General features: G+C 69.6%; 15 protein-coding genes. 10 read left to right on the top strand and 5 right to left on the bottom strand.

From position 1 onward, the window contains the following. Positions 1-55: 55 nt before the first annotated feature. Positions 56-289: a dodecin family protein gene (locus ABEG18_RS14635; RefSeq protein ID WP_406853789.1), complete on the top strand. Its 234-nt coding sequence runs from the start codon at positions 56-58 to the stop codon at positions 287-289. 65 nt (positions 290-354) lie between these two features. On the opposite strand, the gene ABEG18_RS14630 is transcribed toward ABEG18_RS14635, so the two are convergent. Both ABEG18_RS14630 and ABEG18_RS14625 read right to left on the bottom strand, forming a co-directional pair. Beyond that, positions 355-1731: a DUF6538 domain-containing protein gene (locus ABEG18_RS14630; protein WP_406853788.1), complete on the bottom strand. Its 1377-nt coding sequence runs from the start codon at positions 1729-1731 to the stop codon at positions 355-357. Positions 1732-2089: 358 nt separating this feature from the next. Further along, on the bottom strand, positions 2090-2728 hold the full coding sequence (locus ABEG18_RS14625) for an SDR family oxidoreductase (RefSeq protein WP_406853787.1): 639 nt from the start codon (positions 2726-2728) through the stop codon (positions 2090-2092). A gap of 45 nt (positions 2729-2773) precedes the next feature. On the opposite strand from ABEG18_RS14625, the gene ABEG18_RS14620 reads away from it, so the two are divergent. Both ABEG18_RS14620 and ABEG18_RS14615 read left to right on the top strand, forming a co-directional pair. Further along, entirely contained in the window at positions 2774-3733 is a 960-nt protein-coding gene (locus ABEG18_RS14620) for a LysR family transcriptional regulator (protein WP_406853786.1), read from the top strand. Continuing rightward, positions 3669-4247, top strand: a complete 579-nt coding sequence (locus ABEG18_RS14615; protein ID WP_406853785.1) for a DUF4267 domain-containing protein — start codon at positions 3669-3671, stop codon at positions 4245-4247. Before ABEG18_RS14620 ends, ABEG18_RS14615 begins: the two co-directional genes overlap by 65 nt. Before the next feature lie 126 nt (positions 4248-4373). On the opposite strand, the gene ABEG18_RS14610 is transcribed toward ABEG18_RS14615, so the two are convergent. Both ABEG18_RS14610 and ABEG18_RS14605 read right to left on the bottom strand, forming a co-directional pair. Beyond that, the gene (locus tag ABEG18_RS14610; protein ID WP_406858615.1) at positions 4374-5360 is read right to left on the bottom strand and encodes a DMT family transporter; all 987 of its coding nucleotides are present in this window, start codon (positions 5358-5360) and stop codon (positions 4374-4376) included. Between the two features lie 309 nt (positions 5361-5669). Beyond that, positions 5670-6809, bottom strand: coding sequence for a hypothetical protein (locus ABEG18_RS14605; protein WP_406853784.1), 1140 nt, complete (start codon positions 6807-6809; stop codon positions 5670-5672). A gap of 366 nt (positions 6810-7175) precedes the next feature. On the opposite strand from ABEG18_RS14605, the gene ABEG18_RS14600 reads away from it, so the two are divergent. The 4 genes from ABEG18_RS14600 (at position 7176) to ABEG18_RS14585 (ending at position 9177) form a co-directional block, all read left to right on the top strand. Next, a complete protein-coding gene (locus ABEG18_RS14600; RefSeq protein WP_406853783.1) occupies positions 7176-7652 on the top strand; it encodes a carboxymuconolactone decarboxylase family protein in 477 nt (158 codons plus the stop codon). 99 nt (positions 7653-7751) lie between these two features. Continuing rightward, positions 7752-7985, top strand: a complete 234-nt coding sequence (locus ABEG18_RS14595; protein ID WP_406853782.1) for a hypothetical protein — start codon at positions 7752-7754, stop codon at positions 7983-7985. Positions 7986-8060: 75 nt separating this feature from the next. Next, positions 8061-8309: a dodecin family protein gene (locus tag ABEG18_RS14590; protein ID WP_406853781.1), complete on the top strand. Its 249-nt coding sequence runs from the start codon at positions 8061-8063 to the stop codon at positions 8307-8309. A gap of 145 nt (positions 8310-8454) precedes the next feature. Then, entirely contained in the window at positions 8455-9177 is a 723-nt protein-coding gene (locus ABEG18_RS14585; protein ID WP_406853780.1) for an SDR family oxidoreductase, read from the top strand. Between the two features lie 227 nt (positions 9178-9404). Here ABEG18_RS14585 and ABEG18_RS14580 read toward each other — a convergent pair whose 3' ends face one another. Then, on the bottom strand, positions 9405-10337 hold the full coding sequence (locus ABEG18_RS14580) for a helix-turn-helix transcriptional regulator (RefSeq protein WP_406853779.1): 933 nt from the start codon (positions 10335-10337) through the stop codon (positions 9405-9407). Positions 10338-10497: 160 nt separating this feature from the next. On the opposite strand from ABEG18_RS14580, the gene ABEG18_RS14575 reads away from it, so the two are divergent. The 3 genes from ABEG18_RS14575 (at position 10498) to ABEG18_RS14565 (ending at position 14303) form a co-directional block, all read left to right on the top strand. Beyond that, a complete protein-coding gene (locus ABEG18_RS14575; RefSeq protein ID WP_406853778.1) occupies positions 10498-11709 on the top strand; it encodes an alpha/beta hydrolase in 1212 nt (403 codons plus the stop codon). A gap of 105 nt (positions 11710-11814) precedes the next feature. Next, the gene (locus tag ABEG18_RS14570; RefSeq protein WP_406853777.1) at positions 11815-12021 is read left to right on the top strand and encodes a hypothetical protein; all 207 of its coding nucleotides are present in this window, start codon (positions 11815-11817) and stop codon (positions 12019-12021) included. Positions 12022-12092: 71 nt separating this feature from the next. Beyond that, positions 12093-14303: a mechanosensitive ion channel family protein gene (locus tag ABEG18_RS14565; protein WP_406853776.1), complete on the top strand. Its 2211-nt coding sequence runs from the start codon at positions 12093-12095 to the stop codon at positions 14301-14303. Position 14304: the final 1 nt, after the last annotated feature.

The following is a 14304-nucleotide window of genomic DNA, read 5'->3' as shown; positions in this document are numbered from 1 at the left end:
GTGGCAACTTCGAGAGGCTTATCATCGCATCTCGACCCATAGCGGGGAGGAGACCATGGCCGAGAGCGTCTACAAGGTCATCGAACTCATCGGGTCCAGCACAGAGAGCTGGGAGGAGGCTGCCAAAGCCGCCGTTGAACGTGCAGCGGTCTCCCTGCGTGACCTCCGGGTCGCGGAGGTGGTTGAGCAGGACGTGCTGATCGACGGAGGCGGACGGATCGAGGCCTACCGGACCAAGGTGAGGGTGTCGTTCAAGTACGAGAAGAGCGGCCCTGAGGGGCTGGCGTAAGAGCGGCTTGAGTTATCCTGCAGGAAGCCCGGAGAAGCCCACTGAGGGCACTCTGAGCCGCCTGGCTACTCAGAGGACGTCGCTTCAGTCGTGTGTGCGGGTAAGCGTACCGCCTCCACACAGGCTCTCATCAGGACCGCTCCTGGCCCATCCGAGTAATCATCAAGCGTGATGGTGCCGCGCTTGTGGCCAAGCACCGAGGCTATGGTGTCCCCGGATTGGCCCGCCCGCTCGGCTTGGGTGGCGAACCATCGGCGGAAGCTGTGGAAGTTGGTGAGGCTCCTACGCTTCCCGGGCACGATCACCTCAAGGCCAAGAGCCCGCAGGTACCTTCCGAACCTCTTCGACACGGGCATGGAACGTTCTCGCTGGGAGCCGGGCGGGGGCGTCTCAACCTCATCGAAGATAAAGGATGTGTCGTCCTTCCCACTGACCCGTTGCTGGACCAGTGCCACGAGGTCGGGGTGGAGCGGTACCAGTCGGGCCTTCTTCTCACCCTTCTGAGGCTTGAACCGGAGGAAGCCGCCCTGGCAGTCCTTGACCTTCAAGCTGATGATCGCATCCAACCGCGCCCCGCTCAGCGCGCCGATCCGCATGGCATCTCGCAGGAGAGGGACCGTAGTCCCCTTCAGCAGCTTGATCATCTCTTCTTCACTGAAGGCGCGCTCGTCTGTGTCGAGGTCGTGATCTAAAGCAGATGCTCTGGGCCTGGGAGGCGTCTGATTTTGCCATGGGTTGATCTCTACATGCCCCTTGTTGATCAGGAACTGCCAGTATGAGGACAACGCTGAAATGTACTTGACTAGGGTCGCGTGGTCTCCCGTCCATGTCTTGTCGCGATGGGTCATCATGTATGAGACATACTGACCCGCACGCTTCCGCGTGACCTCTTCGATGGTACTGACACCCCACGCCTCCAGCCGATCAAGTGCGCGGAGCCGGTCACCAGCAGTGCGGGCCTTGAAGCGGCGCTCCATCACCCACGCGTCGAGGTAGGTCTTGAGAGGTGTTCCCTGACCGGTTGCCACGACCGTGAGAACGCCAGCGGCCTCATGTCCGAGTTCGTCTCTCACGGCGTCAACGCGATCATCGAAGGCGTAGGACGTAGGGTCATCGGGATCGCCCGTCTCGCTGCCCTTGGCCAGTGCTTCACGCCAATCCAGGCCTTCTTGGATGAGCCTTCGCCGGTCCTCCGTAAGAGGTTCGCGCCGTTGCCGTGGGGTGGGGTGCGCCCCGTGAGCCTCCGACGGCCCCTTCCGGGCGTCCTCAATCTCCCTCTTGAGTTCGGCTACCACCTGCCAGCGCCTGTCCCGAGCCACAGCAAGGTCTCTGGTCTCCAAGGATCGGATGAGCCTCTTCTTGCCAACCTTCTCTCGGAGGCTAGGGGGCACCTCAACGACTGCGTAGTAGGTCAGGCGTCGTCGTTCGATGTAGCGGCTCATAGCAGATCACTCAGGATGCGATACCCCACACGATACCCCACACGGTATACCCCAGCAATCACGAATGTCTGCAAAGACTTAAGGCGCGGAAAGGGATTGTCCACCCCATGTCAGACACTCCCTCCGTCTCCGCCATTTCTGACTCTTCCGGCCGAATTCGTCGTCATCCTCAAGTCGAAGGACATCCGCCGCTCGCCGTGGGCGAGCGACGCCGGGGTCGCGCTCCGGCGATTCGCGGCGCGGGCCCTGTCCCGTGAGCCCGCCTCCGTCAGGTCCACCCGCCGCGTCGTCCGGTGGAACAGCGTGGCGTCGATCGGGCGCTGCTCGTGAAGCGCGCCGCCAGCGCGCCAGCGCTCGCCTAGACGCCCTTGCCTTTGAACACGATGTCCGCCCTGAAGTGGCCAGGCTGATCCTGTGCGAGGTCCCAGAAGGCGTCGGCGATGTGGTCGGGGTCGAACGGCGTGCCGGGCTGGACCATGCCGGCGACCGTGACGGTCCCGGCGTGGATGCCCTGGGGCGCCAGCTCGGCATTGAGCGCCTGGGCGAAGTTGCGCAGCGCGGCCTTGCCGGCCGCGAGCGAAGCGGCTGCGAGCCATCCCGTGGGATCAAAGGCGAGGCCTCCTCCGGTGAACAGGATCGCGCCGGTCCCGCGCGTCCGCATGCCGGGGAGAACGGCGCGGACGGACGCCAGCGCGCCGGCGAGGTTGACCTGCATGTCGGCCATCAGGTCCTCGGGGGTCAGGTCGCTCGGGCCGGCGGCAGGCGTCATCCGGTAGGCGTTGAAGACGAGCGCGTCCACCCGCTCGCCCGAGAGGGCCGCCGATAGGGATGACGGATCCGACGCGTCCGCCTGACGGAGCTCGACAGCGCCGGCGGGACCGTCCGCCCGGCGGGACAGGCCGAGGACTCGGTATCCTGCTTGGGCGAAGCGGCGGGCGACGGCCGCGCCGATGCCTGGGCCATAGCCGACGATGGCGAGGGTTTTTGCGTCCGACATGTGGATCTCCTGTGCGGTGGATGCGACTGGCGGGCAGGTCTAGCCGTGCTGACCGTATCTGTGAAATCGATGCTTCGTATGATATTCATCGATATGATGGATATCAGACCGGCTGACCTTGGACTGCTCGTGGCGTTGCAGGCGCTGCTGACGGAGCGGAGCGTGACGCGCGCCGCCGACCGGCTCGGGCTCAGCCAGCCTGCCATGTCGGCGCAGTTGGCGCGCCTGCGCGATCTCTTCGATGACCCGCTGCTGGTTCAAAGCGGCCGGCGCATGGTTCCCACGGCGCGCGCTGCGGATCTGGAGGAGCCGCTGGGTCGCCTGCTCAAGGATCTCGGCGCTCTGGTGCGCGAGCGCCGGCGTTTCGAGCCGGCCGTATCGGACCGGGTCTTCCGCGTCATGGCGACGGACTACATGCACCGGCTTTTCACGCTGCCCGTCCTCAGCGCGGCGGCGCCGCTTGCTCCAGCGGTCCGGATGGCGATGCTTCCGCAGGAGGTCGGGCGCGAATGGCGCGTCATGGAGGATGACAAGGTCGATGTGCTCGTCGCGTCCGAGCGCCTGACGCCCCCCGAGGCGCGTTCGCGCATTCTGGGCGAGGAAGGCGTCGTGATGGTCCAGCGCAAGGGACATCCGCGCGGTTCGGCAGCGCCCGACCTCGACGCTTTTTGCGCGCTCGACCATGTTCTCGTCTCTCCGGACGGCGGCGGGTTCGTCGGCGCGACCGACACGACCCTCAAGGCGCTGGGGCGAAGCCGCCGCGTCGTTGCGTCGCTGCCGAGCTTCCTGCTGGCCGCGCCGCTCGTCGTCTCCTCGGATCTCGTCGCTGTGCTGCCGGAAGGGCTCGCCCGCACGATGACGCGAGAGCTCGACCTCTTCCCTTTGCCGTTCGCCTCCGCGCGATTCAGGATCGTGCTGTCCTGGCATGCCCGCGCCCAGAATGACGAGGGGCACCGATGGCTTCGCGACCTGTTCACGACCGCGCCCGGCGGAGCCCTGTCTTGACGGACTGAGCGCGCGGTGGAGCGGCCGCGACAGCGGCTACGACAAGGGCTGCCACCAGCGCATCGAACACGGTCCTGACGCGGCCGACCTTTCTTTGGTCGGGGCAAATCCGCACCAGCCCGTCACGCTTGGCGATTTCGGCTTGCGTGACGCTCACGCCCAATCCGGCGCGCAGGGCCGCCAGCCGCGCCACGTCGTCGTCGTTGCGTTTCGGGCGCTGGCGGCGCCCGTTCGCTTCGCGACCTATCTCGGGCTGCCGCTGTCGGACGAGGGGGATGCGCCGCTCGTTCAGGTCTACGGATTGCGGGCGCTGTTCGTCGGATGGGTCATCATGATCCTCCTGGCGAACGGTGGCATGCGCCGCCTGGGCGCGGCGGCATTCGCGGCCGTCGTCATGGCGGTCGGGGACGCATGGCTGACGATCCGCGCGAAGGCGAGCAGGGCCACCATCACGCGACACCTCGCGATCGCGACGGCGTTGGCCGCGGCGGGCGTCCTGTTGATGTCAGGATGAGCCGTGGCGCTCGGGGCGCCGATCTGTCCGTTCGAACGGCGGTGCACGACACGCACCCTAAGCGACGTCGGCCGGCCCATGGGCGTCGGAGTTCAGGCCATGCTCCTCGCGGCGTCGTGGACGGGTTCAGATATCCTGCCCCTTGAAGACGTCCGGCGGGACCCGCTCCGCCGGAACGGGGCGGTCGGGGCCTCTCGGACGGGCGAGTTTGAGAAGGCGCCCGTCGATGGCGGCCAACCCGGCGCCGATGAGGGCCATCCCGACGACGTGCTTGGGGTCGAGGCGTTCGCCCAGCACGAGCGTGCCGAGCAGGATGGCGCTGACCGGAATGAGGAACGTGACGAGCAGCAGGTTGGTCGCGCCGGCCGTGGCGAGGATCCGAAAATACAGGACATAGGCCACTGCGGTGGACAGCGCGGCGATGGCGCCGATCGCGAGCCAGGCAGAGGCGCTGGGCGCGGCAAGGCTCCAGGGGCGGTCGACCAACAACGCGACGGGCAACAGCATCACGGTCGAAGCGGTGACCTGGCCTGTTGCGGTCGCCATCGGCGGAACGCCCATCCGCTTGAAGCGGCGGCCGAACACGCCTGCGAACGCGTAGGATAGGGCCGCCCCCAGGCAGGCCAGCTGCCCAACCACGTTCGCGCCTCCTCCGGTGAGCGCCTCCGGTCCGATCATGACGGCTACGCCCACGAGACCGAGGAGGACTCCGGCGAGACGATCGCCCGTCATCGTCTCGTCCGGCGTGAGGACATGGGCCACGACCACCGTGAACAGCGGGGTCGTCGCGTTCATGATCGACGCGAGCCCGCTCGCGATGTGCGTCTGCCCCCACACGATGAGGCAGAAGGGGAGCACGTTGTTCAAGAGTCCCATGCCGGCGAACGCGACCCAGATCCGGAGTTCGGACGGCATCTTGATCCCCAGGATCCGCAGCAGCACGAGGAGCAACACGGCAGCCACGCCCACGCGCAGGACCACGATGGTGAGGGGAGGGAGCTCCTTGACGGCCACGCCCGTGAAGAAGAACGATCCGCCCCACAGCACCGACAGGGCCAGAAGCATCGCCCATTCCAGGGGCGTCATGGTCCGGTTGATCGCAGGCTGGTTCATGGTGGTCGTCCTCGGCCGGTCTCGGACGAACGAATAGGGGTCCGGGCCGAACTCCGCGACCCGGTTCCTGCGATCGCAGCCTCGCCGCGCTCGTTTGGAGATTCCGGGTCGCTGCAAGCCAAGCCGGAGATCGCCGATCCGCCGCTCGTCCATGGGCTCGGCGCCCCGAGCGGTGGGCCTGCTCCCGCGGCGTTGTCCACGGACGACGTGCTGAAGCGCTTCCAGTCGCTCGTCGGCCCGCAAGACGACGAGCCGCCCGCGCTGACCATCAAGTAGAGATCGACCAGCGCGCGCGGGCTGCGGCGCGTCCTATCGCAAGAGCGACGAACCGGTCGTAACGTGGGCTTCCGGCCCCAGATGCGGGCGCTGCGGGTCGTGCGTGTGCGTCGTCGTCAGGGCGGGAGCGTCGGTCCGGCCCGCGGCTCCGTAGAGGGCGATGTGGGATCCCCAGTAGCCGGCGACGAACAGGACGAGGGCCGCCGCCAGGGCGACGGGGATCGCGGCCACCCGCCGCTTCAGCGCCGGCGCGAAGTGGATCTCGCGCGTGTGGTCGGCGGCGATCAGGACGATGATGGCCATGATCAGCGCGTGGCCGACCATGTCGATCCGGCCGAAGGGATAGACGGCCGCGTTGAAGATGACGAACAGCGACACGGCGGAGAGCCGCCGCACCAGCGGCGTCCACAGGAAGGCGAAGCCCAGCGTGAACTCGGCGACCCCGGCCATCGGGATGAACGCATCGCGCGGGATGCCGAAGGTGAGGAACGGCTTCTCCGCCACGAGCGGGTAGAACCACTCAGGGTAGGCGAACTTCTCCAGGCTGGACCACATCAGCGCGATCGCCACGCCCCAGCGCAGGACCTCGAAGCGGTGCTTGCGCCAGTCCTCGTTCGAGGACGCCTCCAGCACGAGATAGGCCGCGACGGCGAGGCCAAGGGCCAGGTAGTCGAGCAAATGGAAGAGGTCGTAGTCACGCAAGGCGAGCGCCCACAGGGCGACGATGCCGGCCGCGGAGAGCGGCATGGTCCGGCGGGAGAAGACGCCGGCGGCGATCAGGAGCTGCGCCCAGGAGACCCATTCGGCGGGCGTCTTCAGATCGGGCGTCAGGTAGACGCCGCCGACCGCGAAGATGGCGACGAAGAACGCGCCGGTCGTCACGCGCATGAAATCGTCGGCGCGGGACCAGAGCGGGTCGAACACGCGGTCGAATCCGGCGAGCACGGCTTCGCCGACGCGCGTGCGTTCGATGGCGCGGGTCGCCGCGAAGAATACGGTGACCAGGACGATCGCGGTCCAGAACCAGACGTCGTGCAGGGTGGCCGACACGGGACGCGGGGCGGCCCCGACGATGTAGGGGGCGAACCACTTCACATGGGCTTCGGCGAGGGTGGGAGCGGCGACCATCGTCGCCGCGGCGGCCGCGACGAGGCGGCGGGCGGTGTTGGCCATCGAGGCCTCCGAGCAGCGCCCTGCCGGCGCGTTGGGGGGAATGGCAGGACCGGAGCGGGCCGCAGCGCGATCGATGAGCGCGACGCCTCGCCGGCGCCCTGGGTCTACGCTGCTATTCTCCAGACGGCATCCGTAGAATGTGCAGTCCGTAGCCTTACGGACCACGGCCCGCGGCTGCTCTCCGTCGCGTCATCGCCATGTGTTTCAGTCCGTCAGCATGGCGCGACGAGCCGGGGCGCTGCGAGGCGCCGTGGCCGGAGCGGCGGCGGCGATGTCACATCGCGGCCCGCGATCTCGTCCTGGGGGCGCCGACGGTCGACTGACGCGTCGCAAGGGCCGGACGGCCCTGTCACCATGGAGACGACGATGACCCTGCGCCTCAACTACGCGAAGCTGTCCCCCGACCTTTTCAAGGCGCTCTCCGACCTCTCGACGTCGGCCAAGAAGGCGCTCGACCCGACCCTGGTCAGCCTGGTCGAGATCCGCGCGTCACAGCTCAATGGCTGCGCCTTCTGCGTCGACATGCACGTCAAGCAGGCGAAGATCCACGGCGAGCGCGAGCTGCGGCTCCACCACGTCGCCGTCTGGCGCGAATCGCCCCTGTTCTCGCCGCGGGAGCGCGCCGCGCTCGCCTGGACGGAAGCGCTGACCCAGTTGCCGCCGCACGGAGTGCCCGACGACCTCTACGGGATGGCGCGGGACCAGTTCACCGAGAAGGAGCTGGCGGACCTGACCTTCGTGGTCATGACCATCAACGCCTGGAACCGCGCCAGCGTGGCGTTCCGCGCCGAGCCGGGTGCGGCCGACAAGATCTTCGGGCTCGACCGGGCCGGCCTGTCCTGACCGGCATGGAGACCGGGGTGTGGCTGGCGGGTGTGGTCACGCACGGAATCCGCGCCGCCGGGAGCGCACTCTGCGGACAGGATCGCAGGGGAGGGCGACATGCCCCTTTACACCATCGCACTGTACCGGGACGAGCGCTGCGCCTGGCTCGGCGCCGAGCGGGCGTTCCCCGACGATGACGAGGCGCTCTGCGCGGCGCTCGCCGAATATGAGTGGTTCCTCGGGATGGACGAGGATCCCGCCCCTCAGGGGTGGCGCATCGAGGTGTCGGATGGGCGCGGCGAGCCCCTGCGGTTCAGCTGCGAGGCGCAGGCGCGTCCCACGTTTCACTGAGCAGGCCGGCCAAGGCGCTCGTGCCGGGCCGGCCGGAGGAGTACCATCCGGTCTCGCCTTCGACGGGAGGAGACCATGGCCGAGAGCGTCTACAAGGTCATCGAACTCATCGGGTCCAGCTCGGAAAGCTGGGAAAAGGCGGCCAAGGCCGCCGTCGAACGGGCGGCGGCGTCGCTGCGAGACCTGCGCGTCGCGGAAGTCGTCGAGCAGGACATGCTGATCGACGAAGGCGGGCGGATCGAGGCGTATCGCACCAAGGTCAGGGTCTCGTTCAAATACGAGAAGGGATCCCAGGATCCGCTGGCGGACGAGCGCCTGGAATGACCGCCTGAGCTTCAGCCGGGGGCTGGGCCTTGCAGCCGTCGCCGCGCGCCCGGCGGCCGCCTTCGCATGCGCGCCTTGCAGGCTCGCGCGGCGCGTGGAATGACGGGCGCTCGGCCCCGACAGGGGGAGGCCAGGAGACCCAGCCATGGACACGCGTGAGAACGGAACCCCGGTCAGGGTGGCGATCGTGGCCGCAGGCGGAAGCGGCATGGGCGCGGCGGCCGCGCGCAAGCTGGCGGCCGAAGGATGCAAGGTCGCGATCCTGTCCTCGTCCGGAAAGGGCGAGGCGCTCGCGGCCGAACTGGGCGGCCTCGGCGTCACCGGGTCGAACCAATCCCCCGACGACCTGAAGCGCCTCGTCGACCAGACGGTCGAGCGGTGGGGCCGCGTCGACGTGCTCGTCAACAGCGCCGGCCACGGGCCGCGCGCGCCGCTCCTGGAGATCAGCGACGAGGATTGGCGACGCGGCATGGAGGTGTATTTCCTCAACGTGGTCAGGGCCACGCGGCTGGTGACGCCGGTCATGGCCGCCCAGGGCGGCGGCGCGATCATCAACATCTCGACCGCATGGGCGTTCGAGCCGAGCCCGATGTTTCCCACCTCGGCCGTGTTCCGCGCCGGCCTCGCCGCCTTCACCAAGCTCTTCGCGGACCAGTACGCGCCGCAGAACGTGCGCATGAACAACGTCCTGCCCGGCTGGATCGACAGCCTCCCGCAGACGGAGGAGCGCCGCCAGGGCGTTCCCATGCAGCGCTACGGCACGAGCGAGGAGATCGCCGCCACCGTGGCCTTCCTGGCCTCGCCGGGCGCGGGCTACATTACCGGCCAGAACATCAGGGTGGACGGCGGGCTGATGCGCTCCGTCTGAGGGGGCCCACCCCGCGCGGGTGAGCGCCTCGACGAAGTCCTGCGGATAGGCGCGGTCCTGGTCGACCTTGCGGTGATACTCGGGCGGGAACCCGGCGCAGAGGGCGCGGACGGCTTGCCGGATCTCCTGGTGGTCGTGGCGGGCGGATGCGGGCATGGGGGAGGGTCCTGTCGAGCGGCCCTTCTCCATGCTATGGCGAGCCCGGACGGGGAACCGTCGCCGCCGCCTCAGGAGCGATGCTGGAGGGTGGCGGAGGGGGACCGCCCGTAGAGCTTGCGGTAGGCCACCGAGAAGCGCCCCAGCTCCCAGAAGCCGTGGTCGGTGGCGACCGCCGTCACGCTCGTGCTGGCCGGGTCGGCCCGCCGCAGCGCGCGGTGCGCGAGGTTCATGCGGCGAAGCCACAGATAGCGGATGGGACCCATGCCGAGCTGCTCCTGGCAGCTGACCCGCAGCGTGCGCTCGGGCACGCCGATGGCGGCGCAGACCTCGCTCAGATAGAGCGGCCGGTCCGGCGCCATCTCGGCGGCCTCCTCGAGCCGACGCACCACCATGCGGTGATGTCCGCGCGCCAGGCTGGTGCGGACGGGCGCCGCCTCGTCCAGGCAGAGCGCCAGCGCGTGCTCGACGCCGCTCTGCAGTCCCCGGGCGATCCCGGCGTCGGACAACGCCTGCGGGGCCACCCTGGCGAGGCGCATCACCGTCGCGTGCAGCCGCATCAGCCGCAGCCAGGAGGAGGGCGGCGGGCGCAGGATGTGGGTTTCGGGCCAGGACGGCGGGTCGCGGCCGGTCACCGCGCGGAAGACCTCGTCGAGGCGGTCCGGGGCGAGCGCCAGGCTCGCCCAGTCGCAGGGGCCGGCGGTCTGCTGGGAGTTGAAGGTGCCGGGCCGAAACGCCACGAGTTCGCCGGGCGACAGCGCGGCGCCGTTGTTCTGGAGCGGAGACTGATGCTCGTCGGCCAGGAAGAAGATCGACGCCTGGTCTTGCGGGGCCAGGAACGCGAAGGTGCGCGGCAGGTTCTCCGAGCCGCTCTGCAGCGTGAGCCCGTCCAGATCGACGCTGGCCAGCGTCGCCCGGAAGTCGCCGTCGCCGATGAAGACCGCCTTGACCTGCGCGGCGTGGATGGCGTCGTGATAGGCGTAAGGATCGCTGAAGCTGGTCACCGCGCTCGGCACTGCACCCACCGTGACATCGTGTCGTCATGGCATGGTTGCAGCGCCGTTGCGCGCCCGCATTGATAAGCGTCAGGTCAGCGCGCCCTTTCGGCGGGCGGTCGGCCGAAATCGCATAGCCGGTCGGCGGCGGACCGTGCAGTCGAGGCGGATGAACCCGCTCTGTGACCTGACCGCCGGGGCGCGGCGCCCCATCTCGCGCGTCCTGCGCGCCTGGGGCCGCGACGGCGTCCGCACCACGCTGCGCTGCGCTCTGGCGGCCATCGCTCTTTCGACCGCCGCCTGCGGGACGCGGCCGGAGTCGGGCTTCCTGACGCCCGTCGCCAGCGTCGATCCCGGCGCCAGCGCCCATACGCTCCTGGTCGCCACCACGCGCAGCCGCGACGAGCGGCCGGGGACGCTGTTCAACGGCGAGCGCGCCGCGCCGCTGGATTTCGCCAGGGTCGAGGTGGTCGTCCCGCCCCGGCATGCGCCTGGCGAGGTCGAGTGGCCCTCGGCCGCCCCCGGCGACCCGCGCACGGAGTTCACGGTGCGCAGCGCCTCCTACCTGAACGAGGAGAAGGCCTTCGTCACGGCCCTGAACGCCCAGCTGGCGTTGCGGCCGCCCGGCAAGCGCAACGTGCTGCTGTTCATCCACGGCTACAACACGCTGTTCGCGGAGGGCGTCTACCGCTTCGCCCAGGTCGTGCATGATGCGAAGGCGCCCGGCGTGCCGGTGCTGTTCACCTGGGCCTCGCGCGGCAAGCTCGGCCAGTATGTCTACGACACCAACAGCGCCACGACGGCGCGCGACGACCTGGAGCGCACCATCCGGCTGGTCTTCGCCAGCAACGCCGAGCAGGTGAACATCCTGGCGCACTCGATGGGCAACTGGGTCACCGTGGAGGCGCTGCGGCAGATCAAGATCTCCGGGCGGATCCCGCCGATGGAGAAGCTCGGCACGGTGTATCTCGCCGCCCCGGACATCGACGTGGACGTCTTCAAGTCGCAGATGCGGCGGTTCGGCAAGCCGCAGAAGCCGTTTTTCATCATCCTGTCCCGCGACGACAAGGCGCTCGGGGCGTCGCGCTTCATCGCCGGCGGAGAGAGCCGCGTCGGGGACGACGCCAACGAGGCCGAACTGGCCGCGCTGGGCGCTGTCGTGGTGGACCTCACGGATCTGAAGTCGGGCGATTCCACCGGGCACGACAAATTCGCAAAACTGGCGCAGGTCGCGCCCGAGATGCATCTCGTGCTGCAGCGAGGCGTCGGCGGCGCAGGGCCGGCCCGCTCGCAGGCCGCGCTGGGGACGTCGCTCGGCGCGATCGTGTCGCTGCCGGTCACCCTCCTGGGCGCGCCCGTGAGGCTCATCACCGAGCGGTGAGGGCCGCGGGCAAGGCGGCGATCTGCCGAAATCGCATAGGCCGGATCGTACGGCGGGAGCAGCCTGCCGGATGCGCCCTCATGGGAGCGCAATCGGGAGTGGGCCATGAAAATCGTCTGGATCGCCGCATCGATGGGTCTGAGCCTCGCGCTCAGCGTGCTGGGCAGCGTGCTGATCCTGCCGGCGACGACCACGGAGGCGGGAGCGGTGACCTGCGCGCGGGGCTATTACCGCGCCGGGTGCGTCGGGCCGCGCGGGGCCGTCGTGGCCCGCAGGCCGCCGGTCCGCGCGGTGCGGGTCCGGCGCTACTAGGCCGCTCGTCATCGCCGTCCCGGGGAAGCTCCGAGCCCCGTTGAAGCATCGGAGGGGCAGGGGGCCCGCGCGTGAACCCGTTCCGATATCTGGTCGCCTGCCTCGGAGTCTGCGGACTGCTGGGGCTGTCGGCGTCAGCCGGCGCGATGGCGCAGGCGCAGACGCCGCCCTCCCTGCCGCAGGGCTTCACGCAGGAGCAGTATGACGGGCTGGTGGACGCCATCAGCCGGGCCGTGGCCAAGCGGCTGCGCGAGGAGCCCGCGCCCGGCGCGACGCCCGCGGCGTCCTCTACTCCCGCGTCTGTGGCCGCGCCCGCCGCGAGCGCGAGCGAGGACGGCGTGCTGGCGCAGGAGGCGGCCGCCTTCGCCGAGCGCGCCGGCGCGGTGATGCGCGCGTTCCCGGATCTGATCGGCGCCTATCGCGCGCTTCCGGCCGCCCTGGACAGGTCGGCCCAGGGGGGCAGAGGGCTCTGGTCGTTCATCGCCATGGCGGTCGTGGCGCTCGGCCTCGCCATCGGGTCGGAGCGGGCCGTCGCCGCGGCGCTCGCGCCGTTCAGGGCCAGGCTCGTCAGCGGCGCCGCCGCCGAGGCGGGCCGGGGCGGCCTCGCCCGCCTCGCCGGTCTGGCGCTCCTCGACCTGGTCGGCCTCGCCACGGTGTGGGCCGCGGCGGGCGTCCTGTCCGGGCTCTGGTTCGCCGGGTCGGACGGGCAGGCCCGCCTGGGCGCCGCCCTGCTGTCGGCGGCGTTCGCCTGGCGGCTCTACATGCTGGCGTTCAGGATCGTGCTGCGGCCCGCGACCCCGCAGGCGAGACTGGCGGCGATGTCGGACGAGGACGCGCACGCCGTCTATACGCGAGTCTCGGCCATCGTGCTGCTGATCCTGGCGGGGCGCATCGCGCTGCGCGTGGCGGTCGCGCTGCAGGCGCCGCAGGACGCCGTCGCGGCGGGCCAGATCGTCCAGAACCTGGCGCTGCTCGGGGTGTTCCTCTGGGTCAGCGTCGCCAGCCGCCGCGCCGTCGCGGGCTGGTTCGTGGGCCTGGCCGGCGCGAGCGGCGCCGGACAGACGCTCGGCCGCCATTGGCTGGCGATCGCGGTTCCGTTCTTCGTCGCGCTGTGCGGCGCGCAGGTCTATGGGGCGGTGCTGCGCAAGCCCGCCATTCCGGCGGCGATGCTGTTCACGCTCAACGCCGTGCTCAGCGTCATCCTGTTCCGCACGCTGGTGGAGGCCGTCGAGCGCCGGGCCGCCCACACCTCACGGGAAGCCGCGTTCGGCTTGCTGGCGCGCTGCCTCACCGTCGCCGTCCTGATCGCGGCGGGCGTGCTGATCGCCCAGACCTGGATCGTCGACGTGCTGGGCCTCGTCGACGCCAAGGGCTGGCGGGCCCTGACCCGGTCGTCCCTGACGGCCGGGCTGACGCTCTTCATGGCCTATGTCGGCTTCGAGCTGGTGGGCTTCTACACGCGCCGCTACGAGACGACGCAGGGTCCGGGCGGGCCCGCCGAGGAGGACGAGCACGCGGCGGCGGCGTCGCGCGTCGCCACCCTGATGCCGCTGATGCGAACGGCGCTGCTGGCCTTCATCGGGGTGATCGCGCTGCTCGTCGTCCTGTCCGAATGGGGCGTCAACATCACGCCCCTGATCGCCGGCGCGTCGGTGTTCGGGCTGGCGCTCTCCTTCGGCAGCCAGACGTTGGTGCGCGACATCGTCTCCGGCGTGTTCTACCTCGCCGACGACGCCTTCCGGGTGGGCGAATACATCGACTGCGGCAAGGCCAAGGGCACGGTCGAGGGCTTCACCCTGCGCTCCATCCGGCTGCGGCACCAGAACGGGCAGGTGCACACCATCCCGTTCGGGCAGCTCGGCCAGATCACCAATTTCAGCCGGGACTGGACGACGGTGAAATTCAACCTGCGCTTCGCCCGCGACACGGACGTGGAGAAGCTGCGCAAGACCGTGAAGAAGATCGGCCAGGAGATGCTGGATGATCCGGAGATGAAGGACGAGTTTCTCGCGCCGCTCAAGCTGCAGGGGGTCGCCGACGTCGCCGACAACGCCCTGATCATGCGCTTCAAGTTCACCGTCCGGCCAGGCAAGCCCTCCTACATCCAGCGCGAGGCCGTGAAGAGGATGGTGCGGGCGTTCCCGGAGCTCGGCATCGAGTTCGCCAACTCCATGGTCTCGGTGCAGGCGCTGGGCGAACACGTCGACAGCGCGGCGGCCGGCGCCGCCGTCACGTCGCTCCTGCAGAGGGTCAAGGCGGCCGAAACCACCGGCGCGGGATGAC

The sequence above is a fragment of the Alsobacter sp. KACC 23698 genome (genome assembly GCF_045348435.1).
Classification (GTDB): Bacteria; Pseudomonadota; Alphaproteobacteria; order Rhizobiales; family Beijerinckiaceae; genus Alsobacter.
The sequence above is the reverse complement of the archived record's forward strand: the minus strand, read 5'-3'. Positions and strand labels throughout refer to the sequence as shown.

What these genes read in the sequence shown, in the direction of transcription:
- ABEG18_RS14635 (WP_406853789.1), top strand. Translation starts at nt 56, where the DNA reads ATGGCCGAGAGCGTCTACAAGGTCATCGAACTCATCGGGTCCAGCACA.
- ABEG18_RS14630 (WP_406853788.1), bottom strand. Translation starts at nt 1,731, where the DNA reads ATGAGCCGCTACATCGAACGACGACGCCTGACCTACTACGCAGTCGTT.
- ABEG18_RS14625 (WP_406853787.1), bottom strand. Translation starts at nt 2,728, where the DNA reads ATGTCGGACGCAAAAACCCTCGCCATCGTCGGCTATGGCCCAGGCATC.
- ABEG18_RS14615 (WP_406853785.1), top strand. Translation starts at nt 3,669, where the DNA reads ATGACGAGGGGCACCGATGGCTTCGCGACCTGTTCACGACCGCGCCCG.
- ABEG18_RS14610 (WP_406858615.1), bottom strand. Translation starts at nt 5,360, where the DNA reads ATGAACCAGCCTGCGATCAACCGGACCATGACGCCCCTGGAATGGGCG.
- ABEG18_RS14605 (WP_406853784.1), bottom strand. Translation starts at nt 6,809, where the DNA reads ATGGCCAACACCGCCCGCCGCCTCGTCGCGGCCGCCGCGGCGACGATG.
- ABEG18_RS14600 (WP_406853783.1), top strand. Translation starts at nt 7,176, where the DNA reads ATGACCCTGCGCCTCAACTACGCGAAGCTGTCCCCCGACCTTTTCAAG.
- ABEG18_RS14595 (WP_406853782.1), top strand. Translation starts at nt 7,752, where the DNA reads ATGCCCCTTTACACCATCGCACTGTACCGGGACGAGCGCTGCGCCTGG.
- ABEG18_RS14590 (WP_406853781.1), top strand. Translation starts at nt 8,061, where the DNA reads ATGGCCGAGAGCGTCTACAAGGTCATCGAACTCATCGGGTCCAGCTCG.
- ABEG18_RS14585 (WP_406853780.1), top strand. Translation starts at nt 8,455, where the DNA reads ATGGACACGCGTGAGAACGGAACCCCGGTCAGGGTGGCGATCGTGGCC.
- ABEG18_RS14575 (WP_406853778.1), top strand. Translation starts at nt 10,498, where the DNA reads ATGAACCCGCTCTGTGACCTGACCGCCGGGGCGCGGCGCCCCATCTCG.
- ABEG18_RS14570 (WP_406853777.1), top strand. Translation starts at nt 11,815, where the DNA reads ATGAAAATCGTCTGGATCGCCGCATCGATGGGTCTGAGCCTCGCGCTC.